Annotated in this window: 21 protein-coding genes and 1 pseudogene; 6 read left to right on the forward strand and 16 right to left on the reverse strand. The window is 41.6% G+C overall.

Annotation, left to right across the window (positions count from 1 at the left end; all coding sequences use genetic code 11):
* The first annotated feature begins 128 nt into the window (after positions 1–128).
* Positions 129–686 carry a GNAT family N-acetyltransferase gene (locus tag E2R53_RS17200; protein WP_133312919.1) on the forward strand — a complete coding sequence of 186 codons (558 nt, stop codon included), beginning with the start codon at positions 129–131 and terminating at the stop codon, positions 684–686.
* 135 nt (positions 687–821) lie between these two features.
* On the opposite strand, the gene E2R53_RS17205 is transcribed toward E2R53_RS17200, so the two are convergent.
* Positions 822–2027, reverse strand: a complete 1206-nt coding sequence (locus tag E2R53_RS17205) for a class I SAM-dependent rRNA methyltransferase (protein WP_133312921.1) — start codon at positions 2025–2027, stop codon at positions 822–824.
* Positions 2028–2259: 232 nt separating this feature from the next.
* Here E2R53_RS17205 and E2R53_RS17210 point away from each other — a divergent pair, with 232 nt between their 5' ends.
* Positions 2260–2514, forward strand: a complete 255-nt coding sequence (locus tag E2R53_RS17210) for a GlsB/YeaQ/YmgE family stress response membrane protein (protein ID WP_133312922.1) — start codon at positions 2260–2262, stop codon at positions 2512–2514.
* A 271-nt stretch (positions 2515–2785) separates the two neighbouring features.
* Here E2R53_RS17210 and E2R53_RS17215 read toward each other — a convergent pair whose 3' ends face one another.
* Positions 2786–3100, reverse strand: a complete 315-nt coding sequence (locus E2R53_RS17215; protein WP_206197397.1) for a CHY zinc finger protein — start codon at positions 3098–3100, stop codon at positions 2786–2788.
* Between the two features lie 94 nt (positions 3101–3194).
* Here E2R53_RS17215 and E2R53_RS17220 point away from each other — a divergent pair, with 94 nt between their 5' ends.
* Both E2R53_RS17220 and E2R53_RS17225 read left to right on the forward strand, forming a co-directional pair.
* On the forward strand, positions 3195–4091 hold the full coding sequence (locus E2R53_RS17220; protein ID WP_133312924.1) for a DUF899 family protein: 897 nt from the start codon (positions 3195–3197) through the stop codon (positions 4089–4091).
* A 154-nt stretch (positions 4092–4245) separates the two neighbouring features.
* Positions 4246–5085 (forward strand): SDR family oxidoreductase, encoded by an 840-nt coding sequence (locus tag E2R53_RS17225; protein ID WP_133312925.1) that lies wholly within the window; start codon positions 4246–4248, stop codon positions 5083–5085.
* A gap of 188 nt (positions 5086–5273) precedes the next feature.
* On the opposite strand, the gene E2R53_RS17230 is transcribed toward E2R53_RS17225, so the two are convergent.
* Positions 5274–6239, reverse strand: coding sequence for a quinone oxidoreductase family protein (locus E2R53_RS17230; RefSeq protein WP_133312927.1), 966 nt, complete (start codon positions 6237–6239; stop codon positions 5274–5276).
* Between the two features lie 55 nt (positions 6240–6294).
* Entirely contained in the window at positions 6295–7299 is a 1005-nt protein-coding gene (locus E2R53_RS17235) for an NADP-dependent oxidoreductase (protein WP_133312929.1), read from the reverse strand.
* A 136-nt stretch (positions 7300–7435) separates the two neighbouring features.
* Here E2R53_RS17235 and E2R53_RS17240 point away from each other — a divergent pair, with 136 nt between their 5' ends.
* A complete protein-coding gene (locus E2R53_RS17240; RefSeq protein ID WP_133312930.1) occupies positions 7436–7894 on the forward strand; it encodes a hypothetical protein in 459 nt (152 codons plus the stop codon).
* 224 nt (positions 7895–8118) lie between these two features.
* Here E2R53_RS17240 and E2R53_RS17245 read toward each other — a convergent pair whose 3' ends face one another.
* The 12 genes and pseudogenes from E2R53_RS17245 to E2R53_RS17295 form a co-directional block, all read right to left on the reverse strand.
* Entirely contained in the window at positions 8119–8808 is a 690-nt protein-coding gene (locus tag E2R53_RS17245; RefSeq protein WP_133312931.1) for a pseudouridine synthase, read from the reverse strand.
* Between the two features lie 179 nt (positions 8809–8987).
* Positions 8988–9479, reverse strand: coding sequence for a type VII secretion protein EssA (gene essA / locus E2R53_RS17250; protein WP_165971024.1), 492 nt, complete (start codon positions 9477–9479; stop codon positions 8988–8990).
* Complete coding sequence (esaA, locus tag E2R53_RS17255; RefSeq protein ID WP_133312934.1) at positions 9469–12366, reverse strand: type VII secretion protein EsaA; 2898 nt, start codon at positions 12364–12366, stop codon at positions 9469–9471. The genes essA and esaA overlap by 11 nt, the downstream gene beginning before the upstream one ends.
* Positions 12363–16847: a type VII secretion protein EssC gene (gene essC / locus E2R53_RS17260; protein ID WP_133312936.1), complete on the reverse strand. Its 4485-nt coding sequence runs from the start codon at positions 16845–16847 to the stop codon at positions 12363–12365. The genes esaA and essC overlap by 4 nt, the downstream gene beginning before the upstream one ends.
* 28 nt (positions 16848–16875) lie before the next feature.
* The gene (gene essB, locus E2R53_RS17265; protein ID WP_133312937.1) at positions 16876–18186 is read right to left on the reverse strand and encodes a type VII secretion protein EssB; all 1311 of its coding nucleotides are present in this window, start codon (positions 18184–18186) and stop codon (positions 16876–16878) included.
* A 14-nt stretch (positions 18187–18200) separates the two neighbouring features.
* The gene (locus tag E2R53_RS17270; RefSeq protein WP_070878854.1) at positions 18201–18440 is read right to left on the reverse strand and encodes an EsaB/YukD family protein; all 240 of its coding nucleotides are present in this window, start codon (positions 18438–18440) and stop codon (positions 18201–18203) included.
* 87 nt (positions 18441–18527) lie between these two features.
* Complete coding sequence (locus tag E2R53_RS17275; RefSeq protein WP_070878855.1) at positions 18528–18821, reverse strand: WXG100 family type VII secretion target; 294 nt, start codon at positions 18819–18821, stop codon at positions 18528–18530.
* 389 nt (positions 18822–19210) lie between these two features.
* Positions 19211–19513, reverse strand: a complete 303-nt coding sequence (locus E2R53_RS17280; protein WP_133312938.1) for a hypothetical protein — start codon at positions 19511–19513, stop codon at positions 19211–19213.
* A 12-nt stretch (positions 19514–19525) separates the two neighbouring features.
* The gene (locus E2R53_RS17285; RefSeq protein ID WP_133312939.1) at positions 19526–19717 is read right to left on the reverse strand and encodes a hypothetical protein; all 192 of its coding nucleotides are present in this window, start codon (positions 19715–19717) and stop codon (positions 19526–19528) included.
* A 104-nt stretch (positions 19718–19821) separates the two neighbouring features.
* A pseudogene (locus E2R53_RS23780) lies at positions 19822–20064 on the reverse strand (DUF6792 domain-containing protein); the annotation flags it as partial.
* Positions 20065–20075: 11 nt separating this feature from the next.
* Complete coding sequence (locus E2R53_RS17290; RefSeq protein ID WP_133312941.1) at positions 20076–20408, reverse strand: DUF6792 domain-containing protein; 333 nt, start codon at positions 20406–20408, stop codon at positions 20076–20078.
* A gap of 74 nt (positions 20409–20482) precedes the next feature.
* Positions 20483–20995: a hypothetical protein gene (locus E2R53_RS17295; RefSeq protein WP_133312943.1), complete on the reverse strand. Its 513-nt coding sequence runs from the start codon at positions 20993–20995 to the stop codon at positions 20483–20485.
* 360 nt (positions 20996–21355) lie between these two features.
* Here E2R53_RS17295 and E2R53_RS17300 point away from each other — a divergent pair, with 360 nt between their 5' ends.
* Positions 21356–22822 carry an alpha-amylase gene (locus E2R53_RS17300; protein WP_133312945.1) on the forward strand — a complete coding sequence of 489 codons (1467 nt, stop codon included), beginning with the start codon at positions 21356–21358 and terminating at the stop codon, positions 22820–22822.
* Positions 22823–22841: the final 19 nt, after the last annotated feature.

Here is a 22841-nt window from a genome sequence, read left to right on the forward strand (position 1 = left end):
AATATCGGCTTTTATCCAACACCAAAATCCTTTTGTTGATCACAAAAATCAGAAGAAGAGAAACAGGGAATCCATCAATACATGTCGAACTGAGACATTTTAAAGGAGATAAACAAAGGAGAACGAAAATGACATCATTTCCGCAATTAGAAACAGACCGTTTAAGGTTAAGAAGTATTGAAAGATCGGATGCTGTAAAATTGTTTGATTATTTCTCTAAAAGAGAGGTAACAGAGTATTATGGAATGGATTCTTTTAAAACATTAGAGGAAGCAGAGACTTTGATTCATTCGTTTCAGATTGGCTATCAATCGAATAAGCTCATCCGATGGGGGATTGAACTCAAAGAAACCAATGAACTAATTGGCACATGCGGATTTCACGCGCTCTCAAAGAAGTACAAACGAGCTGAAGTGGGCTATGAAATCTCCCATCTGCACTGGCAGAAAGGCTATGCATCAGAGGCAATCGAGGCAATACTTGATTTTGGGTTTGAGGAGATGGAGATGATACGCATTGGGGCGGTGGTGATGCTTGCGAATTCCCCTTCCAGGAGCGTTCTTTTACGTTTAGGCTTTAAAGAAGAAGGAAGGCTTAGAAATTATATCATTCAAGACAATATTCCATGTGATGTAATCATGCATTCTCTCCTCAAAGAAGAATGGATAAAAAGCAGCTGCAGATAATTGCTGCTTTTTTATATTGGCTTCATTTCAGGCTGAGGAGGTCTTTCAAGCCAGCCGCTTTCAAACAACAATATAGGGTTTCTTTTAAAACAATTATTATTCTGTCTAGTGCTGTACCAAAAGAAAATCCAGTCATTATCTGACTGGATTCAGCTTTTCTATAAACACGACTTTTAAATAATTCCCCTCTTGGAATTCCTTTTTCGTTTTAAAATCATCCGGCAGGGAAAATTCTTCTTTTATTTTGTACTTTTCTCCTGTTTCTTTAAAGGCTGTGTCGATAAACCCTTTAAACTTTTTCATTGAAAACGTACTGCAGTTTGTGGATGCAACTATTACGCCATTATCTTCCGTTAGAGCAATGGTTTCCTTCAGCAGATCCTTGTAGTCCTTTGCAGCGCTGAACGTATATTTTTTAGATCTCGCAAAGCTTGGCGGATCCAGGATGACAAGATCAAATTTGAGATTTTTTTTCAAAGCATATTTGAAGTAATGAAAAACGTCTTCAACAATAATATCCTGCGATTCATAATCAACCTCATTAATGCTGAATTGTTCGATCGTTTTGCTCAGACTCCGGTTCGCCAGATCAACACTCGTTGTTTTTACAGCCCCGCCAAGAGCAGCAAACACAGAAAAGGCACCTGTATAAGAAAACAGATTCAATACGGTTTTTCCTTTTGCATAACGGTCTTTAATGGTCTTTCTTACATCCCTTTGATCAAGAAAAACACCCACCATGGCGCCGTCGTTTAAATAAACCGCAAAATTCACGCCATTTTCCTTTACGATTAATGGAAATTCCGGTCTATGTCCTTCTACAAATCCGTCCTCCTCAACAAACTTCCCTTGTGAATCGAATCGTTTTTTCTGATAAATTCCCCGTATTTCGACATTATTCTTTAAGGCTTCAAGAATGAAGGGATTAAATTGGTAAATTCCTTTACTGTACCATGTCACCAGATAGTAACCGTCAAAATAATCGATTGTTAATCCGCCGATGCCGTCCCCTTCACCGTTGAAAACCCGGAAGGCAGTCGTAGCTTCGCTTTGGAAAAGGTTCTTGCGGAACTGGATGGCAGCTTGAATTTTCTGATCAAAGAAGGATTGATTCATTTCTTCTCTTTCACTTGAAGTAAGGATCCAGCCAATGCCTTTATTCTGCTTCCCGTAATATCCCCTTCCAATAAACCGCTGCTGTTCATCAACCAGTCTGATGAGCTCGCCTTCATGCTTTAAGTTAGAAAGATTAACGACCGAATCCTTTTGAATCAGCGGGCTGCCGTTTTTCATATCCTTTACGTATTTAGGTTTTATCGTGAGCGTTGTCTCAGTTTTCATAGTTCCGTCCCATCTTTTAAAAATTTTCGTTATCTTATTTTACCCATACTACATGAAACAACTTGCAGATTCTAGAAAAGTCCTTATTCAAGAACGAATTCATACAGATCTGAAGAGCTATTTTAAAGAGATAAAAAAAAATCACAGCAAAATGTTTCTTTTCTAAAAGGCGGGGGAATAACAACGATAGAAACAAAAACCAAACACTATCTTAAGAAAGGCGGAATTTAAAATGGGCTTTATTTTATATCTTATCGTCGGCGGTTTAATCGGCTGGTTAGCAGGAGTTATTTTAGGTAAAAACGTACCTGGAGGCATCATAGGAAACATCATTGCAGGTATTATTGGAGCTTGGATCGGCGGAGAGCTTCTTGGCTCATTCGGACCAACTTTAGCAGGCATCGCCATTATCCCTGCATTGCTTGGAGCTATCATCTTTGTTTTCTTATTAAGCCTCGTATTGCGTACTATGCGCAAAAGAACTTAATCAATAGAACGGAACACCTGCTGATTGTCAGCAGGTGTTTTATTTTGTGAAAAAAACAGCACAAAAAAACCGCAGCCTTTTAAGCTGCGATCTAAGTTTTATTAATATGTTATGTTGTGCGTCCGCCGCTTTTTCGCTTATTAAGCATTTTCTTTACAATAGGATAGACGATTGGAGCGTATTTTATCGCTTTTCGAATCAGTTTCTTCAATGTAAACTCCTCCTCTTTTCTTTCTTTTTATTTTCCCAAAAAGAAAGAAGACTAAACGCCTTAAGAACCGAAGTACAGGTGGTAATGTGTTTTACAGCCCGGATTGAAGGCAGAATCGCACTTCGGACAGGAGCTGCCGCTGTCCATATATTCTTGAATCGTCAGTACATGGCGGCAAGAACCGCAAAGCACGGCTGGTATATCCCGCTCTGATTTATCCCATACTTCCGGAATGTGATCCGCAAGCTGCTCATGGCATTCATAGCAGGCATAAAATGCCTCACAGCACTTAAATTTGATTGCAATAATATCTTTGTCAGTTCCATAGTGACGGCATCTTGTATTTGCATCAAGCGCCACTCCTTTAACGGTCATTAAACGCACACTCCATTCTAAAAAAGCAATAATTTAAAGGATAAAGACCCATTCCGCCCGAAGTATCTACTTAGATAGCAAAGGAGGTATGGAAATGAATCAAAATACGTTGGAAGAAGAGATTTCTTCTCTAGAAAAGGAGCTGCTTGAAAAAAAACAGCGGCTCGCAGCACTCAGGAAAAAAGAGCCGGCGAAAAAGGCGGAAAATTATGTGTTTACGTCATCTAATGGACATTCTGTCACATTAAGTGAGCTTTTTAAAGAGAAAGATGAGCTTATCGTAGTTCACAACATGGGGAAAAACTGTTCTTACTGTACGATGTGGGCAGACGGGTTTAATGGCGTCTATCACCATATCGCCAAAAAAGCGGCTTTTGTTCTTTCCACACCTGATGATCCCCATATCCAAGATGCATTCGCCGCTGAAAGAAGATGGCAGTTTCCTATCGTCTCCACTTCTGGCACTGCTTTTAAACAAGATTTCGGTTTTGAAAAAGACGGACTTTATTATCCGGGTGTCTCAGCCTTCAAAAAAGAGGCGGATGGGTCCATATATCATGTTTCACAGGCTCCTTTTGGACCGGGCGATGATTTTTGTTCTGTGTGGCACCTATTTGACCTTCTCCCATCAGGATCGGATACCTACCGTCCATCTAAAAAAATTAATGAACATACCCCGTTTCAATTGACCGGCAATATTGCTTTTGCTGCGGGAAATTACGAAAAAGCCATTGCGTTTTATGAAACAGTAATCGGCATGACCGCCCAGTTCTCAAATGAATCAGAAACAAAATTCAGCATGAATGGAAACTTTTTTTATATCGAAAACAAAAAGCCTGATGGTGTCTCTTTTGAATTTGCCGTTAATTCTTTTTCAGAAGCTAAAGCTTCTTTGCTGCAAGCAGGCTGTACAGTAACTGAGGAAATAAGTGAAAAAAGCGTCATGGTGATGGATCCGTTCGGCCTTAAATTTCACTTATTCGAATCATAAATACGGCTTTTCACCAGAATGTTTCAGAAACAGGGCTAAATGCGCCGATTTATGGATAATCAGGTTTCCCTATAGCCTATACGAAATGAAAGCTTACAGAGGCATCTGAGCGTAAATTAACAGCATCTGAGGAAAATAGTAAGGAGAGGACAGTTTGAAAGATAAAAAGGTGATCATTACAGGTGCAAATTCAGGTATGGGGCTTGCTGCTGCAATTGAGATGGCTAAGAAGGGCGCTCATGTCATCATGGCCTGCAGGAGTTTAGAACGAGGACAGGCAACACTTGAGCAGGCGAAAAGGGAAAGCAAATCGAATGCGGTTGAGCTTATGAGGTGTGATCTTGGATCTCTTTTAAGCATAAGGGAATTTGCAAAGAAGTATAATGATAAATACCATTCTTTGGACGTATTAATCAATAATGCCGGTGTTGTGACGATAAAACGGGAGCTAACCGAAGATGGATTTGAAAGCATGATGGGCGTGAACCATCTTGGTCATTTTCTTTTGACCAGGCTGTTGCTCCCTGCTTTAAAACAATCACCGCAGGGCCGGATTATAAATGTCTCATCCGGTGCCCATAAAATCGGAAACATTCATTTTGATGACCCTTATTTAACTAAAGGTTTCACAGTTTGGAAGGGCTACTCTCAATCAAAGCTTGCCAATCTTTTATTTACCGCGGAACTTGCAAAGAAACTGCAGGGAACAGGAGTAACGGTTAACGCACTTCACCCCGGGGCAGTAGCAACAAGTTTGGGTGTTAATCGCCAGACTGGATTCGGAAAAGGTGTTTATGCTCTTTTAAAACCCTTCTTTCTGACGCCTGAACAAGGTGCACAAACAGCTATATACTTAGCAGAAAGTCCTGAAGTGGAACATGTAACCGGACACTATTTTTATAAAAGAAAAATAGAGCTTCCGGCTGAGCGCGCCAGAGATATGGATCTTGCCGCTAAGTTTTGGGAATGGAGCGATAAAGAGGCGGGAATATAGAAAAGCGGAGCCTACTGTTTAGACTCGGGCAGACCGATAAGAATTCACTTGAAAAGTTCGGTTTCCGCCTTTTTTGGTGAATTTGTTCTGACCGAGGGGCTAGGAGGTGGAGCTGGACATCGAAGCGCCAAATTTTATCCTTTTTTATATCTTTTAAAAAAAGGCTGCTGAAAAAAGCAGCCTCCACCTTATGGAATCAGCACAATTTTTCCCGTGCTTTTTCTGCTCTCAAGATAACGGTGCGCTTTTGCTCCATCTTCTAAAGCAAAGCGGGAAGGTTCAGCGATCCGCAGTGAGCCTTCTTCAATCCACCCGAATAGCTTATTCGATCTTGAGATGCGCTCTTCTCTGGACGTAAGTACATTCCAAAGATCACCGCCAGTCAGCGTTTTTGAAGTATCCATCAGCATTCTCGGGTCAATATGTACAGGGTCTCCTCCTGCCATACCGTAGAATACGACAGTTCCGCCAATGCGGGTTGCATCAAAGCTGTCCATTAGCGTTGAACCAACGGATTCAAAAACGACATCTGCTCCTTTTCCTGAAGTCAGTTCAAGGACCTTCTGCTTCCAGTCTTCTGTATAAACAAATGCTTCTTCTGCACCTGCTGCTTTAGCAATGTTTGCTTTTTCATGAGTAGAGACAAGGGCGATGACTCTGCCGCCCAAAAGGCGAATGATCTGAACGAGCAACTGGCCTACACCGCCTGCTGCAGCGTGAACAATAGCCGTATCACCCGCTTTAATCTTGTAGCTGTCAGATGTCAGATAGTGAGCTGTCAGCCCCTGCAGAAGCACTGAAGCTGCTGTTTCAAATGAAATCTCATCCGGGAGCGGAATCACCTTCTGGGAGGGCGCTGCAGCAAACTCTGCATTTGAATGAGGAACATCTGCAAACCCAACCCGGTCACCCCGTTTAATGCCGCGTACTTCACTGCCGATTTCTTCAACAATTCCTGCTCCCTCATATCCAAGTATGTACGGAGGCTCTCCCTCTAAGTGGTAGTTTCCTTTTCTGCGGTAGACATCCGCAAAATTCAGTCCTGCTGCTTTCATGCTGATTAAAACTTCGTCCGGTCCCGGAACAGGCTTTTCAAGCTCTGCCGAAGTCAATACTTCTGGTCCGCCGAATTGATTGAATACAAGTGCTCTCATTTGAACATCCCTCTCTGCTGTTTTATGCATTTAGTTTATCAGAAAAGGCCGCCTGCTATTGTTTTACTTCCACGATTACTTTTCCTTTGGCACGGCCCGTTTCAACATAATCAAGTGCTGCCTGTGTGTCTTGAAAAGAATAAGTACGATCGATCACAGGCCTGATTTTTCCGGTTTCAACCAATTCCTTAATCAATCTCAGCTGATCCCCGCTTGGCTTCATAAATAAGAATTGATACGCAGCATCATGTTTTTTTGCCAGGGAAATCAGCTTTCTGCTGACAGCCCAAAAAAGAACTGATTTTACGATTCCCATTTGATGATCCTTCGCATAAGAAGCGTCTGGAACCCCTGAAACGGAAACAATTTTTCCTCCAGGCTTTAGAACTTCGAATGATTTCTGAAGAGCTTCCCCTCCAAGTGTATCAAAAACAGCATCATAGTCATTCAGCACTTCATTAAATTTTTCTTTTTTATAATTGACGATTAGATCTGCACCCAATGACTCGGCAAGATGATGCCCTTTTTCACTGGCGGTTACCGCAACATAAGCGCCCATCTGCTTCGCAAGTTGAATCGCAAATGTGCCCAGTCCTCCAGCTCCTGCATGAATTAAGATCTTTTGCCCATTTTTCAGCTTTAAGATGTCATGAAACGCCTGCCAGGCTGTCAGCCCAACCAGAGGCAGGGAGGCGGCTTCGGTGAACGAGAGGTTCTCCGGCATAAGCGAAAGATCCTCTTCATGTGTAGAAATATATTCTGCAAACGTGCCGATTCTTGTTTTTCGCGGGCGTCCGTATACACTGTCCCCTGTTTTAAAAGCTGTAACCTTCTCTCCTGTTTTTATGACTTTTCCTGAAAAATCATTTCCCAGCACAAGCGGCATTTTATAGGTGAGTAAAGTTCTTACCTTGCCGTCTCTTATTTTAAAATCAATGGGGTTAATACTCGAAGCATATATCTCGACTAGAACATCCTTTTCTCCTATTGCCGGCATTTGCGCTTCTGTTATCATCAATTTTTGATTTTTTCCGTATTTTTTTATAGCCATAGCCTTCAATCTTTTTCCCTCACATAAGTTCTTATGTTTAATCTTTAGAACATATAGTATCTTCTTCTCAATTTACAGTCAAATAAATGGTTTTGGTCTCCTTGTGATATAATAAGCAAATTGAATCGATTATCGGAGGAAAGATATGCTTACTTTTGAACAAAAGCTTGCTGTTATTGAAACATTTAACGAATTGCAAAGAAAGAACGTTTCCCTTGGAAGAATCAACTTTCAGTTTGAGGATAGCATTTACGATAAGAAAAATGTGGTCTACCATCTTCATCCAAACGGAAATGGATTCGTATATGCTGAACATGTAAAAGGATATGCCGCGAATGATAAAGGCATGGTTAACATTCGTGATTTCACGGAAGAAGAATTGCGCAGCATCATCAAAAAATCCATTCATTCGCTTTCTGTGCAAGAAGACGAACAAGCAGAAGAATTTGAAGAAGAAAAATGGACAAATGAGGATGGACAGACTCTTATTTTGATCCAAGAAGATGATATGTGGAATGTGTATGCCGGGTTAAACCTTGATGGCACATTTACCACTTATAAGGAAGCTGCAAATTACTTGCATGAAGAAGGCTTCAAAGCTTAAGAACAAAAGCGCAGCGCCTTGGTCAGATCCGACAGGCAGATAAGAATCCGACAGAAAAGTCCGGGTCCCGACTTTTTTGGCGGATTCGTTCTGACCGAGGATCTAGGCGCCGGAGCTGGACAGAGATACCTTAATTTCATTATCCACAACCTATTTCCTTTTATAATTTCCTAAACGATAAAAAGAACCGCGGTGCACATGTGTTGTGTCCCGCGGTTCTTTCTTTAAACAAGTCTGCTCATCAGTTCTTCGATCTCACCCGGTGTTAACTCGCGCCACTCTCCGCTGCTTAAACCTTCTGCAGACAGATTCATGATCCGCTTTCTTTCAAGCCTCTCCACCCTATAGCCGAACACCTTGCACATTCTGCGGATCTGACGATTAAGTCCCTGTTTAAGAATGATGCGGAATTCAGAATCACTGATCTTCTCAACTGTACACGGTTTAGTTGTCACTCCGAGTATTTCTACTCCCTCTGACATTCCAAGAATAAAGTCATGTTCGAATGGCTTATCTACTTTGACGAGATATTCTTTTTCATGGCCATATTCAGACCTCATGATCTTATTGACGATCGTTCCATCATTTGTTAGCAAAATTAACCCTTCTGACGCTTTATCCAGCCGGCCGACAGGAAAGATCCGTTCCGGGAAAGCCACAAAATCGATGATATTTCCCTTTACATTCTTTGCTGCTGTACATGTAATACCCACTGGTTTATTTAAAACCAGATAAACGGGCATGGCTTTAGACGGGATAGGACTCCCGTCAATTAAAACGATATCTCCTTCAGTAACCGTGTCGCCGGCCTCACAGGCGACTCCATTAATGGTAATTCGGCATTCAGCAATAAGACGGTCGGTTTCACGTCTTGAGCAATAGCCTGTTTCACTTATATATTTATTTATTCTCATAGGATCGTTTCACTTTCATATTCAAAGATTCCCATCATCATAGCACAAAGGATGTTTTTTGCTCTACAGCCAAAATAAGTAAGAAGTTAGCAGTGAAAGGGTCTTTTTGCAATAATCGCCCAGCGCGTGCCTATACATAGCGAAAAAAAAGACAGCTTATAAAAAGCTGCCTCAATCTCTTAGTCTGTTTTTTTACTTTGTGTCATCTTTGGAATTAAAAGTCCGATCATCAGGATGACGCCAATGGCAATCAGGAGAATATACGTCATCATTAAGCCTGAGTTTTGGGTTGTATCAGAATTTACCGTTTCTGTCATACTCAATGATGGTTCTGCACTGCCTGAGAATAAATCCAGTTGTTCAGCTTTGGATTTAATCGTGTTTTTCTCTTTCGTATAATTAGTAAAGAGCTGTTCCTGCAGATCGTCCTTTTCGTCCCTGGACGGCTTTTCAAAGGTCAGATCTTTTTGCTCCTCCGGTATGGTAGTTCTTTTTTCATACAGTGATTCCTCGTGCAGATATTCCGTGTTTTCCTTAAGCTCTTTTTCCTCATAGACATTAGGATCCAGTTCCTCAAGGTTTGTCTCTGTCTCTGCATGTCCCTTTATCCCGCTTGTAAAAACAAAGATGAGCAGGAAAAACGAGAACCATATGACTGTTTTACACTTCATGGACATGTTCCTGATTGGCCTTTTCGTTTGAGTTTTTAAGAGCATTCACAACAAACGGCAGGATGGTAAGAACAAGGATAATGCCAATCAGCACAATCACTCCCTGAGTAAATACGTTATTTGCATCATACTGAATCGAGATGTACACCTTGGACATCGGATCTTCGTATGTGAAGTTTGGCGCGGCTAAAGCAAGCAGCGGACTGACAAAGAAGGCAACAAGACCTACACTTGCAAGCCAGCCTGCAAAATTGCCGAGCAAAAACGAAACTCTTACGATCGTTGATGCTGCAAATAACAGAAGCACCGTAAAGATTGACCATTGAATCGCGCGTTCATCTGTGAGTGTGTAAATATTTAACCCGAACACGCTGATGATGAGCCCCACAATTAAGTTTAATAGACCAAACATAGAGCCTCTTACTAATAATGGTGCTGCTTTGAAATAATGACTGAAGAATCCGATCAGCAAGCTGCTGATCAGGATGATGACAAGAATCACGACCGGCGGAACCGCTTTAGCCTGAGCAGCCGGTGCTTCTCCGCTAATTTGCAGCGGATTGGCAAGATGTTCATAAACATACCCGTTGTTCTGTCCGTCTACAAACGTATTGCCGAGTATACTGAAGACGTCATCTCTGACAAGCTGTGTTGAAGCTACATTTGTTGCCCATTTATCATTTAAAACGTCTGCTTCAGATTGAACTTCATTCACTTTTTGCTGGAGGACATCTGTACTGCTTACAACCGTCTCCTGTCTTTCTCCAAGCGAATTCATCAAGTCTGTAATCATGACTAATTCCTGGCCGATATTTTGCTGATTGACAACAAGGACAGTACCGTCCGAGTTTTCAAGCGGCATTCTGGAAGCAGTATTTTCTGATTTCTGAACTTGGCTCAGTACGCTGTTTGCGCTCTCTTCCATAGAAGCAAGATCCTCTAATATAGCTTCCTGCTGAGCACCCAGCTCCTTCCTGTATTCATCCATGAACGCAAGAGCGGAAGCCTGGACTTCTTTCATTTCTTCTTCAGTTGCCGGCAGCTCCTGATTCAGCTTGTCCCATGCGCCTTGTTCTTCTTCATTGATTGAAAGAATCGATTCTACTTTTGTTTTTTGCATTTCATCTTCAAGGACAGCATCTTTGGCTGAATCTGAAGAGGTATTCATACGCTCGGCGGCTGCCTCGTACTGAGATAAAATCGTATGGTATTTCAGCACATCGTTCATTGATGCATTTCCGATTGGCCCGCTGAACACACTCTCAAGTCTTTGCTTTCTTTCAGGGCTGAGCGAGTTCAGTATGGTTTGTTCTTGTTCAATGATGGCAGCTGAACCTGAGTTCATATTATCTGTCAGCTTGTTTATCTTTTCTGCCAGTTTGCTGTTTTCATCTTTTAGAAGCTGATTTTCTTCTAATAGTTTTGCATTTTCTTCTGTCAGCTTTTCATAAAGAGCAAGCAGTTTATCATACTCGCCTTTCCATGAGTTCTGATTTTCTTTTGACTTGATTGATTCTTCAATTGCGACAAGCTGTGCTGACATGTTTTCTAATTCAGTTATAGCTTGTGTTACTTGCTCTGGTTTAGGATCCGGAATCGTTTCTAGAATGGCCTTGAGATTCTTCAGCTGTTCTGAAACAGCAAGTATGTTTGCCCGCTCCTCTTCCATGTTAGCAGGACTTTCATTTTCACCGGGAGCTTCCGGTTCAGTGACCTCTCCGTCATCTTCAGGCGGCACTTCCTCTCCGCTGCCTGGTTCCTCAACCTGATCCTCCTGCTTAAGGCTCTCCCTAAGAGGGATAAGTTCCCCTTCAAGACGGTTCAGTGTATCCTGATTATCCTTCATAATATACATATCTACATAATTGCGATGAACAGTCTCAAGCTCTCTTGCCTGGCGTTCTGTCTGGCTGAGCCTTACACTGCCAAGGTTTTCTGCTGTTTCCTGATTCTGATCGAGCTGCTGCTGAATGTCCGTCATTCTTGATGCAAGCATGCTTCCTCGTTCGTTAAAGGATTGCTGCGTTTCATTTTGTACTTGATCTACTTCCATGGTGCCGCCCTGAATAGCCGTTAAGCTTTCCTGCTGGGCAAGCGTCAGAAGCTGCTGCTGATCTTCCTGATAGGCCTGATATTCTTCAACATACTTGACAAATGAGGCTAGACTTTTCTCGAATTGCTCAACGGAGTTTTTTCGTTCCGGCGATTCTTCTTCAGCCTGTTTCATTGTCGTTTGAAGCTGCTCAAGCATTTGTTTTTGCTGATCTAATTCCCCAGCCAAATCTTTAGAGCTTGGTTTATAGAAATTCAGCATGGCATTTTGAAACGCAATTTCCTTTTCAAGAATGCGGTCAAACTCTTCTCTTACATTCTCCATGTCCTGCGAGACATAGCTCCAGTAAAGCGAAGACATTTGCTTATTTACGCGGCCTGTAGCGTCTTCAAGTGCCCTGAGCACTCTTTGTCTGTTTTCAGCATTCAGCTGATTTTGGACCACATATTCAAATTCTGCTTTTGAAGGCTGCTGTTCATCATACGTTAAAATGTTGGCAGAAAAATTGGAAGGAATATAAATGACAGCGTCGTACTGCCCGTTTTTAAGCCCGTTAACTGCTGCACTTCTGCTTAAGATTGTCCAGTCGTACTGGGAATCCTTATCAAGAATCGCTGCAACTTCCTTGCCGAATTGAACAGGTTCACTTTCCTTATTTTCCCCTTCAGCCTTTTCCGTTCCGATGTCTTCATTAACGACAGCAATGTTTCTCGTAGCCTTCTCTTTTATTTCAAGCGGGTTGTCCCCGATGAATTGAAAGAATAGGGCAGGCACTGCTAAGATAAGCAGCACCGCAGCTATCATTTTAATCATATGCTTTCTTTGATCTGTCATGTGTAGATCTTCCTTTCAATGGCACAAAGAGGAATTTGTATTTTTGTTTCTTTGCCATTTTCCACATAATATCCAAAGCCTGGGTGTATATCGCTTTCTTTTCGGCTGTAAGGCAAGGTGTATAGGGTTTGCTCTGATTTTTTCATTAAGATGAGCGCCTGGCGGATTTGCTTGATTTCACTTGTGAATGCATCAAATCCTTTTGTCAGCTCATTGTTATTTCCTGAAACAATCACGTTAAAGCCGAGGTGGCTGTAATTTTTCATGAATCGTGTCAATCTCTCCTGCAGCATACTGTCAATAGATTGCTGGAACCTTGAATAACCGTCAACGACAAGCATGACCGGCGAGAAAGCCAGATTATTTACAACACCTTGCTGGATAGCTGTAAGATAGGTTTGTTCTCTGTCTTTAAGAAGTTCTTCAGTTGTATCCAGCCACGACGATATTTGGTCTTTCGTATCTAGATAGGCAACCTTTTCTTCAGAAGCATAGGTTGAGAGACCGCGGTCAATTGAATCGAATACGCCGATTGATTCGGCCGGCTGAAGCAGGGCTGTGTTCAGGATGACTTTAAGCACATTTGTCTTTCCTTTTTGAGTCTGGCCGAGTACGAGGCAGTGCTTCGTTTTGGCCAGATTTACACTGACAGGCTGTACAAGCTCTTCATCAAGTCCGATTGGGATAACCCCTGTTTTCTGGGCATCATCTGTGAAGTGTGTAAAGTTGATCATGGTTAGTTCAGCAGGAAGCATTGGGACCGGACGGGGAAGCTTGGCACCTTTATACTTCTCCTTCAGCATTCCAATATCATCTTTGATGGAATCTAGCAGCTCGTAATCATCCCCGCCGTCAGCAGGGAGGAAAACTTGAGAGAAATAGGCCTGATCCTTTTTAATGATGGCGCGTCCCGGAATAGGTTCAGGGGCAAACGGAACCTTGCCGACAGCCATATATGTTTCAGTCGTATCCATAAGGTAATGAAGGATTTTCGTTTTCATGCTGTTCATCAATGATTGACGGACAGACTGTACTCTTGTCGCGGTAAAAATCATATAGATGCCTAGAGACTGGCCATCACGCGCGAATTGAATCAGCTGCGTTTCAAGCTCCTGCATTTCTTCTTTCACGAGATCAAAATTATCAATGGTTATATACATTAGAGGCAGCTTGTTTTTGCTAAGTGAATTGTACATTTTGATGCTGCTGACCTCTTGCTGCTGGAACAGTTGCTTTCTTCGTGAAATCTCATCTTTTACGATTCTCATAAATTTATCGATTTTCAGCTCTTGATCGAGCTGGAAATAATCCGCTGTATGCGGCAGCTGTCTGAGCGGCAGCAGTGTGCCATTTCCGTAATCGATTACGTAGTAGTGTGCTTCTTCAGGGCTGAGTCTGGAAGCGATGCTTAAAAGCAGGAGCATCACAGTATGTGATTTTCCGTAGCCGGACGAACCGAAGATGGCAATGTTTCCGTCATCCATCAGCTGATACGAGTATGGGGTCTGGCTTTGTTTTTCAGGCTCATCAATTAGGCCAAGATAGATTTCCTCAGGCTGCCCGGAAGCATATTGATGGCGTGAAATTCTGTTTGCAAGCGGCGGCAGCCATGGGCTGTTCAGCCTGCGGATGCCCAAGGACGCCTGCAGTTCCTCAATTTTATCGACAATCACTTCAATCTCTGATTCCGTATCTTTTTTATGCTGTTTAGAAGACGCCACATTAGATAACGGCTGCAGACCAAGGTCTGTCACGATTGCGATCTCATCCTCAGACTCTGATGTTTCTTCTAAATAAGGCGCTCCGCTCCAGGCTGATTGGAAAAGCTCGTACACCTCATTATTGCCTACCTGCAGATAACCCCGTCCTGTAATGGTAATAGAGGCCGCATCTGCATTTTTCAAAATCTCTTTACTGTCGCTTGCATCCTGAACCTTAAGGGCCACTCTGAATCTCGCATTGCTCCAGATTTGGTCATCGATGACTCCGCCGGGCTTTTGTGTTGCCAGGATGAGATGCACGCCTAAGCTTCGCCCTATGCGCGCAGCACTGACAAGCTCCCGGATAAAATCAGGCTCTTCACTTTTCAATTCCGCAAATTCATCGGAAATTAAAAATAAGTGAGGAAGCGGTTCTTCCGCCTGATTGCGTTTATAAAGAGTTGTGTAATCATTTATGTGATTGACCTGATACTGATCGAACAGACGCTGGCGCCGCTTTAATTCGCTTTTGATTGATGCAAGGGCACGGGCACTGAAGTTTTTGCTGCCTTCAATGTTTGTAATGGTGCCAAGCAGATGCGGCATATTTTTAAACGGCTGCGCCATTCCTCCGCCCTTATAATCAATGAGAAGGAAAGCTACCTCATGAGGATGGAAGTGAACGGCAAGTGACAGAATATACGTTTGAAGAAATTCACTTTTACCTGAACCGGTTGTACCCGCTAATAAACCGTGAGGCCCATGAGCTTTTTCATGAAGATTCAACTCCACTACATCTTCTTTGCCTTTTAGTCCTACTGGAACTGCAAGAGACTTTGCCGATTCCCGCGTAAGCCAGTTTTGCTCAATCGGCAGATCATCCACTTCTTTTACATTCACCATCTCTAAGAAAGAAACACTTTTTGGAATCGAATTTGTCATCCCCACTTGGTGATCAAGCGTGCGCAGCATCCGGGCGAACGATTCATTTCCCTCATGCTTATGTATATCAAGCTTAAAAGGAACAGAAACAGCTTTTTTCTCTTGAATGAGAATGTCCCCTTCTTGATCATTTACATATCTCACAAGCGTATGGACGTTATCAGACAGGCTTTCCTTCGCTTCTGCGGCAAAAATAACGGATATGCCTAAATGTGAAAACTCGCCTTCTAAATATTCTAAAATAACATGATCGGAAATAAGCTGCTGATTGGTAATCACAAAAATAATGTGCGGCGCAAACCTTGTATTTTCCTTCTTTTCCTCAAGATCACGCTCACGCAGCATTTCATAAATGGACGTAAGCAGCTGGTCTCTCGTCTGCTCGTTATAAATCATGCCTTTTGCAAAGGCATGCGGAAGCTGAAAGTGCGGAAGCCATTTAAGCCATTCCCAGCTCTTATATTCTTTTTCATTAAAGATAAACACAAAGCGGACATCATGATAGCTGTGGGAAAAAGCAAGCTGACCGATTAATTGATGAAGTTCATTTTTCATGATCGCTTCTTTCCCGATCAGTCCCATTGCGCCTTGTGAAAGGTTAACACTGATTGGAACAGATTCGATTTCCCGGTAGACCTTTTCCATTTGCTGTGACTGTTCTAAGAGATCGTCCACTTCTCTGTTCGCCATATCGTTTGAGCTTAGTGAAATTTCATAGCTCGATTTAACAGTGCCTGTTCCGATTCGAAGCTCAAGAAAGTCATTGCTTTCAGGCGTTCTTTCCCAAATCCGGTCGGAGATTTCCCTCGTCATATACTTCATTTGTTCAAAGGAAGGAAAATGGTAAGACAGAACCTGGCGCTGTTTTTCAGCCACTTCCTGAAGTTCATGGCGCTTGTTTTCAAGGTATTGGGTATAAACTCTGAGTCTTCGTTCTTTCCGCTTCTTGTAATTGCCTTTTTCTCTGAAATATTGTGCGGTTGACGTAATCAGCGTCATTACAAACATAACCATTGAGACGATGATAAAAATGCCCCGGGGAGCAATAAGAGCGACAATTCCCATCGCAATCATCATGACTAGCGGCGGCAGAATAATCAGCCACAGGCTCCGTGATTGATCGTCCCCTTCCTGCGCGGGGAAAGTGAGAGAAATTTTATCTTTCGGCAGCTCATAAATCATCCGCGGCGTGCGGCGGTAGATTGGATATTTTTTGCTCATTTCCGATCTTGGTTTTTCCGAATGCGGCAGATTTGAATGAAACTCCTCTATACTCATAACCTGCAGCAAATCTTCTTCAATAAGACGGACGGTCATAAACGGCCAGAAGAGAATGTCTCCAATCTGCAATTCCGTGAGACCGTCTGCCTTCCTTCCATTCACGTAGACCGTTTCACCCTCAGGCGAAACCATCCAGTGAGTGCCTGTTTTCAGCAGGCTGACAGTTCCCTTTCCAAGAACCGGGAGGGCACTCTTATCTTTATAAATATGTGCCTCTTTACTGGCCGCTGAAAAAGAAATTTCTTTTTGAAAGCCAATATAGCAGGTCTCAGCTTTTTTAGGCGCTGGTGTTACATAAATCGTCAGCTGTTCTGAATGATCCAAAAGACGAAAAGGCACTTTTTCTTCTGCCTTTCCAATGGGTTTGTCATTCTGCAGAATGACAAACTCATCCGTTTCCTCTGCTTTTGCAACGGTAAGCGCTCCTTCAGAAAAAGGGAAATTCCTGATCGTCAGCGTGTGCTGAATCTCAGAACCGATAGAAATCGGGCGGAACGCCTCTCCGTCCGCCTGATATTGCTGATAGGATTCACCGTGAAAAACCCATAAAATACTCATGATATCACCTCCTGTTGCCTATAATGCGTCAGTCAGAACCCGATTTTGCAGGAGCGGCTGGCTTTTTCTCTGCAGCTTTCGCCTGCTCAGCTGCATCATTAGCCTCTTCTTCTGCTTTCTGCTGTTCTTCCACTTGCTCTTTCGCTTTCTGTTCTTCCTCTAACTTCTGTTCTTCTTCTTTCTTCTGGGCTTCTTGTTCTTCTTTAAACTGTTTTATTTCTGCATCTATTTTTTGAAGTTCCTGCTGCTTTTCTTCACTGTTCATTTCGGTATCCGCTTTTATTTGATCCTGGTATTTAATAAGCCCAAAAACGATCAGATCCCGGTCTTCAAGATTTCTTGCAAGATCGAGTGCTTCTTTGGCCTCGCCTCTTCCAATATGAATCCAATACTCAAGGTACTGAGGATCAGACTGGAGGGTCAGCGTGTTTTGCACGCTTTCCTTTTGGTCTTCAGTCAAAGATTCATTCACTATGTAAGACGATGCTAATTGATATTTCACAACGTTTGGCATTTCTTCAATCCTGTAGTTTGAAAGGGTGCTGACCACTTCACTGTAATCATTTTCCAGGTAGTATTCATTGGTCTCTACAAACGCTTCTTGTTTAGGGTGAAGGGAAAAAAGGGAATATGCTGAATAAACAAGTGCGGGAACAAGCAAAACAAGAAATCCGAGAGCTATGTACCGTGTAAGCTTCCATTTCTTTTCCGGAATGGATACTAGGGCTGCATTCTTGTGATCGACTTCCCACATGTTCGTTTCAATCAGGGTTAACAATTCAGAATAAGTTGCCGCTGAAAGCAATTCCCGGGATACTTGAGAAATATCTAAAGTTTCGTTGAATTTCAAATACTGTTCAAATGAATAGGTGGAATCGACAGCAGCTGCAACACAGGCTTTCAGTTCCTGCCACAGCCTGTCACTGTCCTGTTCATAAGGAGGAATGCTTTCCATTACACCGTAATGAAGAAAATAAGGCGTAAAGCTTTGATCAAATGAAATGTTTTCAGGACACACAATCAAATGAAGCCGCGTCAACGAGTGATTTTTTACCTTTTTTACCAGCTGATAGGAAAAATTCCACTTGCTTCGCTCTTCTTTTTTATTTAAACTGGAAAAACCCAAATAAGTCTCAGGCGGCTGAACATGAACCCTTAATTCATCTTCAGTCAGAGTAATTTCCCGCTTAATGGATGGATCCTTTTCTTTCAGCATTTCGATTTCTGCTGCTTGATCGAGTTTCACTTTTTCTGTTTGGAAGATGAAGGTATAGCCCTCTTCCTTCGTTATGACAGCCTCAAGCTGCTGCTCTAAATAGGTCTGTTTTTTTTCTGACATTGAGAATGACTCCTTCATAGGATTTCAAAACGATCTCCTGTTGTAATTCCGCATTCTACAAGCTTATGGTTGCCTGATAGGACAATCTGCTTATTGGGAACGCGCACCCAATACCCTTCTCGAGGTGGGTCAGAAATGCATCTTGCCTGCCATACGATATCTACTACTTTTTTGACAGAGTGATAATTTGATAGACGCAGATCAAATGTTTCTCCTGTGTAATGCTTCAAATCGATTGTCACTTCAATATACATGCCTTTTCACCTCAAAAATGAAGAAGCGCCGTCATCTGATTTAGAATGGGCGCTCCTTTCTGCACTTCATTAGATTGTCAGATCCTATTAACCGCGGATTTGGCCTGCAATGTTTGCATCAGCCTCTTGAAGAGCGTGTGCTGTCTTCTCTAATTGTCTTGAAATATCTTCTACTAAATGCTGCATGTCAACGAAAGAAGGCTTAAGCTGTTCGTATTGATCTCTGAAAGCGTTGCTTGCTTCCCCTTCCCACATAGCCTGTAATTGGCCGATCATGCTGTCAAGGCGGCCGATCATAAGGCCAAGCTCTCCACCCTCATTGTTATAACGTTTTGACATATCGACAAGTTCAGCAGGGGTAACGCGAATAATTCCTGACATTTTCATCTCTCCTTTTACACGAATTTACATTAATTGTATAAACAAAGACCATGAAGGTCAATTGTTACTTCTAGAATACTAGTAAAATGGTACATTCTATCTATTAATATGTAATGAAGGAAGAATATGACTGTATTCCTCAATTCTGTTATTAATTACCCAGTCAATTTACCCTTAAAACCTATAATAAGGAAAAAATTAATAAATTTTCCCATACGTTAAGGGGATAGTCCCATTTCTGATTCCCGGGTTATTTGTGATGGTCCAGTCTGATGAACTTTGGAGGATATATTCTCATATTATATATATGAAGAAAAATGGTGATTTTTGTAGATAAGTGATTGGCTCCGTGAATTTATTTGCCTTTATCCGACCGATTCCTTCTTCTCCTATCGAATCGTCAAATATTGAGCATTCATGTCATTTACAAAATTGGAATACTGATTCGCAAGCATATGATTGCTGTAAGCCTGCTGGCTGATGACTGCTTCATTTTCAGACTGAAGCTTGGTCAGTTGGGTGGATATTTGATCAATGAACTCTGCCGTACTGCCCGCAAGCTCCATTCTAATCATATTAGAAAGCTCAACACTTGCTGAACCAAGCGATTCAAGCTGGAAATTGAGATGATCCGCTTTGTATCTTAAATCCTTAGCAGAATCAAAAACGTGCTCCTTATAAAGCTGGTTCACACTCATTCCTCCTTATCTGAGATCAAAAATAGAGGCAATGTCCTTTTCTTCTTGAAACATCTTTTCAACCGATGTCCGTATAGAAGAAATGAGTTTTCTTCCCTTATCGAACTGATCCTGGAAATGATGGACCGTTTCATCTAAACGGTCTGAGAAAGCTGCAGGCAGCGCTGGAACTTGTTCATGAACATGAATGCTTTTCACTTCATAATCGCTTCCTATAGAAAGCAGCTTCCGATAAGACTGCGGGTTAGATTCCATATCAAATCTTAAAAATAGTTTTCTTCTAAAGTTAATATCAATAAAAGCTAGTTGATAGGCACTTGGTGTGCATCGTTAAAAGCATATACTTTTTCAAATGATCTATTCATTATAGAAATCATCTGAATTAAATTTCCACCTAACGAGTGACCAAGTCCATATTTTTTATTTTCAATTTCTATATGATTTAATTTAATATTTTTTTCCACTTCTTTACTTACTAATGAATCAAATAATTTCGCATCCCTGTATTGATTACTCTCTTTACCCGCATAAATACCTAACGAATTGTAAACCCAGTCTAAGGGACCGCCTTTTCTTCATTATCATCTAAACTTTCTTCATTCTCACTTCCTCTAGTAATAACGTATGTCTGATTAATTCCTTTTTCAGCATCATAAAAATGAATAGCTGTACCATCAAAACCAGAATCTTTGCCTTCATTCTTTAATTCCTTAAATTCTTTAAGAGAATCTGTACTGAAGATTTCAATGTTACTAGGAGGACTTTCACCCGTTTCTTCTATAATGATTTTTCTAACTTCTTCTACAGTGAACTTTTTTTTACCGCCGTATTCAAGCTCAGTCAGCCTGACCCGCAGAATGTCACTATTCAGAACTTCTTCGTTTTGCATTGGTTTCACCTCTAAAACCTACTTTGTAAAATCAATTGACTTCATGATCATCAATGCATTTTCCTCTTCACTCTTTACATCAATTTCACAAGATTGATCTGCGTCCATACAAGTAACCTCATAAAAAAATTGAATTCCTTTTTCATTCTTTTGTGTTTAATCTTTTCAAAAGATGTTTCATATCCTGCATGCTCTGATAACATATCTAAGTTAAATTCAATATTTTTAGTCGTAGGTTTGTCTTCGTAGGTAATAGTTACATATCTTGATAGGTTGCTTTCCTTTACGCCTTCCCCAAAGTTATATGTTTCAAAAAATTCTTCTTGAGAGTCATAGGACGTGGATGATATAGTTGCACTCACAGGAAACAGCATCGTATATCCCTTTGTCTTTGATTGGAATGGATAATACCCTTCTTCAACCTCTTCGCCTGAAGCGATAAATTCCCGTGTGAATTCATCTTTAAAGGCTTCTGTTTCCGGCAGAGTTGAAGCATCTGTTTTACCATTTTCTTTTTCTTTGCTCATTCCGCAACCCCCTGTAAAGATCAGCATAAAAAATAAACCAAGCTGTATTATTTTTTTCAATGGATTGGCTCCTTTCGGATATCTCGTATGTACTCCCTTATTACTACCACAATTTCCCACGAATGTTCAATATGGAACCCGAATAATGAAAAAATCACTTCTTAGTACATGTGAGAGATTCCTTATTAAATTCCAGGTGACCCCTTAATCACAGGCAATAATATGACCATTTTTCTATTAAATCTGAACATTATCTTTTCAAAAAATCACCTCCCCAATTGTTGAAAATGATTTTTTAAAAGCGCTTAATTGTGTACGGAGAAAGAAAGTGTAATATTTTTAAAAATTCTGCTTCGTTTTCTGTTATTAAGGGTAGAAAGTAGGATAACAGAAAGAACACAATGAAAAGGGGAATTCGGGATGGAACAGAATCACACAATGATGCAGTTTTTTGAATGGCATGTAAGACCAACTGGAACACACTGGAACAGGCTGAAAGAGTTAGCGCCGGAGCTTAAGGAAAGAGGCATTGATTCGGTTTGGATTCCTCCCGTGACAAAAGGCCAGTCTGGAGATGATGTCGGATATGGCGTGTATGACTTATATGATCTTGGAGAGTTCAATCAAAAGGGTTCTGTCCGTACTAAATATGGTTTGAAGAAGGAATTACTTGCTGCTATTAAAGCTTGTCACGATAACGGCATTGCCGTTTATGTGGATTTGGTTATGAATCATAAAGCAGGAGCCGATGAGACGGAATTATTTAAAGTGATTGAAGTAGACCGCGAGGACCGAACGGAAGAATTATCCGAGCCGATTAATATTGAAGGCTGGACAAAATTCAACTTCCCGGGCCGAAAAGGAAAGTATTCTTCCTTTGAATGGAATTTTGAGCATTTCAACGGAACAGATTACGATGCGAAAAACGATAAAATCGGCGTCTTTAAAATTGTCGGTGACAATAAAGACTGGAATGAGAATGTTGACGAGGAATTCGGAAATTATGATTACTTAATGTTCGCGAACATTGACTATGATAATGAAGAAGTTCAGGATGAAATGATTTCATGGGGCAAGTGGCTCGCAGATACGCTGCAGTGTGATGGATACCGCCTTGATGCCATTAAACATATCAATCATGAGTTTGTTCAGAGGTTTGCAGAAGAGCTTTATGAAGACCGCGGGGATGATTTCTTTTTTGTTGGAGAGTTCTGGAAATCCGATTTAAAAGAATGTCAGAATTTCCTTGATAAAATTGACTACAAAATGAGTTTATTTGATGTGTCCCTTCACTACAAGCTTCATGAAGCATCCATGGCAGGAAGTGATTTTGATCTCTCCACGATTTTTGAGGATACCCTTGTCGGCTCCCATCCCGAGCATGCTGTCACATTTGTTGATAATCATGACTCCCAGCCTGATGAAGCCCTCGAATCATGGGTTGAAGACTGCTTTAAGCAAAGTGCCTATGCTCTGATTCTTCTGAGAAAGCAGGGTTATCCTTGTGTATTTTACGGCGATTACTACGGAATTGATGGAGACAATCCAATCGATGGCAAAAGAGAAGCAATTGACCCCCTTCTTTATGCCAGACAGACAAGAGCCTATGGTGAGCAGGAAGAATACTTTGACCATCCGAATACAATCGGCTGGGTCAGACGCGGCGTGGATGAGTTTGAGCGTTCCGGCTGTGCAGTTGTCATTTCAAATGGCGACGAAGGAGAAAAACGGATGTGTGTCGGCGAACACCATGCAGGTGAAGTATGGGTGGACTTAACCGGCACCCGCGAAGAGCATATTACAATTGAAGATGATGGCTTTGCAACGTTCCCTGTAAACGGCCAAAGTGTTTCTGTCTGGGCCCGTCCGGATGAAGATGTTGAATAAGTAAATGAAAACAGCAGGT

Source organism: Peribacillus frigoritolerans (genome assembly GCF_004358755.1).
Taxonomy (GTDB): domain Bacteria; phylum Bacillota; class Bacilli; order Bacillales; family Bacillaceae; genus Bacillus_P.

What these genes read in the sequence shown, in the direction of transcription:
- E2R53_RS17290 (WP_133312941.1), bottom strand. Translation starts at nt 20,408, where the DNA reads ATGCAAAACGAAGAAGTTCTGAATAGTGACATTCTGCGGGTCAGGCTG.
- E2R53_RS17275 (WP_070878855.1), bottom strand. Translation starts at nt 18,821, where the DNA reads ATGTCAGGAATTATTCGCGTTACCCCTGCTGAACTTGTCGATATGTCA.
- essB (WP_133312937.1), bottom strand. Translation starts at nt 18,186, where the DNA reads ATGTCAGAAAAAAAACAGACCTATTTAGAGCAGCAGCTTGAGGCTGTC.
- essA (WP_165971024.1), bottom strand. Translation starts at nt 9,479, where the DNA reads ATGAAGTGTAAAACAGTCATATGGTTCTCGTTTTTCCTGCTCATCTTT.
- E2R53_RS17230 (WP_133312927.1), bottom strand. Translation starts at nt 6,239, where the DNA reads ATGAGAGCACTTGTATTCAATCAATTCGGCGGACCAGAAGTATTGACT.
- E2R53_RS17205 (WP_133312921.1), bottom strand. Translation starts at nt 2,027, where the DNA reads ATGAAAACTGAGACAACGCTCACGATAAAACCTAAATACGTAAAGGAT.
- E2R53_RS17220 (WP_133312924.1), top strand. Translation starts at nt 3,195, where the DNA reads ATGAATCAAAATACGTTGGAAGAAGAGATTTCTTCTCTAGAAAAGGAG.
- E2R53_RS17300 (WP_133312945.1), top strand. Translation starts at nt 21,356, where the DNA reads ATGGAACAGAATCACACAATGATGCAGTTTTTTGAATGGCATGTAAGA.
- E2R53_RS17210 (WP_133312922.1), top strand. Translation starts at nt 2,260, where the DNA reads ATGGGCTTTATTTTATATCTTATCGTCGGCGGTTTAATCGGCTGGTTA.
- E2R53_RS17270 (WP_070878854.1), bottom strand. Translation starts at nt 18,440, where the DNA reads ATGTATATTGAAGTGACAATCGATTTGAAGCATTACACAGGAGAAACA.
- essC (WP_133312936.1), bottom strand. Translation starts at nt 16,847, where the DNA reads ATGAGTATTTTATGGGTTTTTCACGGTGAATCCTATCAGCAATATCAG.
- E2R53_RS17200 (WP_133312919.1), top strand. Translation starts at nt 129, where the DNA reads ATGACATCATTTCCGCAATTAGAAACAGACCGTTTAAGGTTAAGAAGT.
- esaA (WP_133312934.1), bottom strand. Translation starts at nt 12,366, where the DNA reads ATGACAGATCAAAGAAAGCATATGATTAAAATGATAGCTGCGGTGCTG.
- E2R53_RS17240 (WP_133312930.1), top strand. Translation starts at nt 7,436, where the DNA reads ATGCTTACTTTTGAACAAAAGCTTGCTGTTATTGAAACATTTAACGAA.
- E2R53_RS17215 (WP_206197397.1), bottom strand. Translation starts at nt 3,100, where the DNA reads ATGACCGTTAAAGGAGTGGCGCTTGATGCAAATACAAGATGCCGTCAC.
- E2R53_RS17245 (WP_133312931.1), bottom strand. Translation starts at nt 8,808, where the DNA reads ATGAGAATAAATAAATATATAAGTGAAACAGGCTATTGCTCAAGACGT.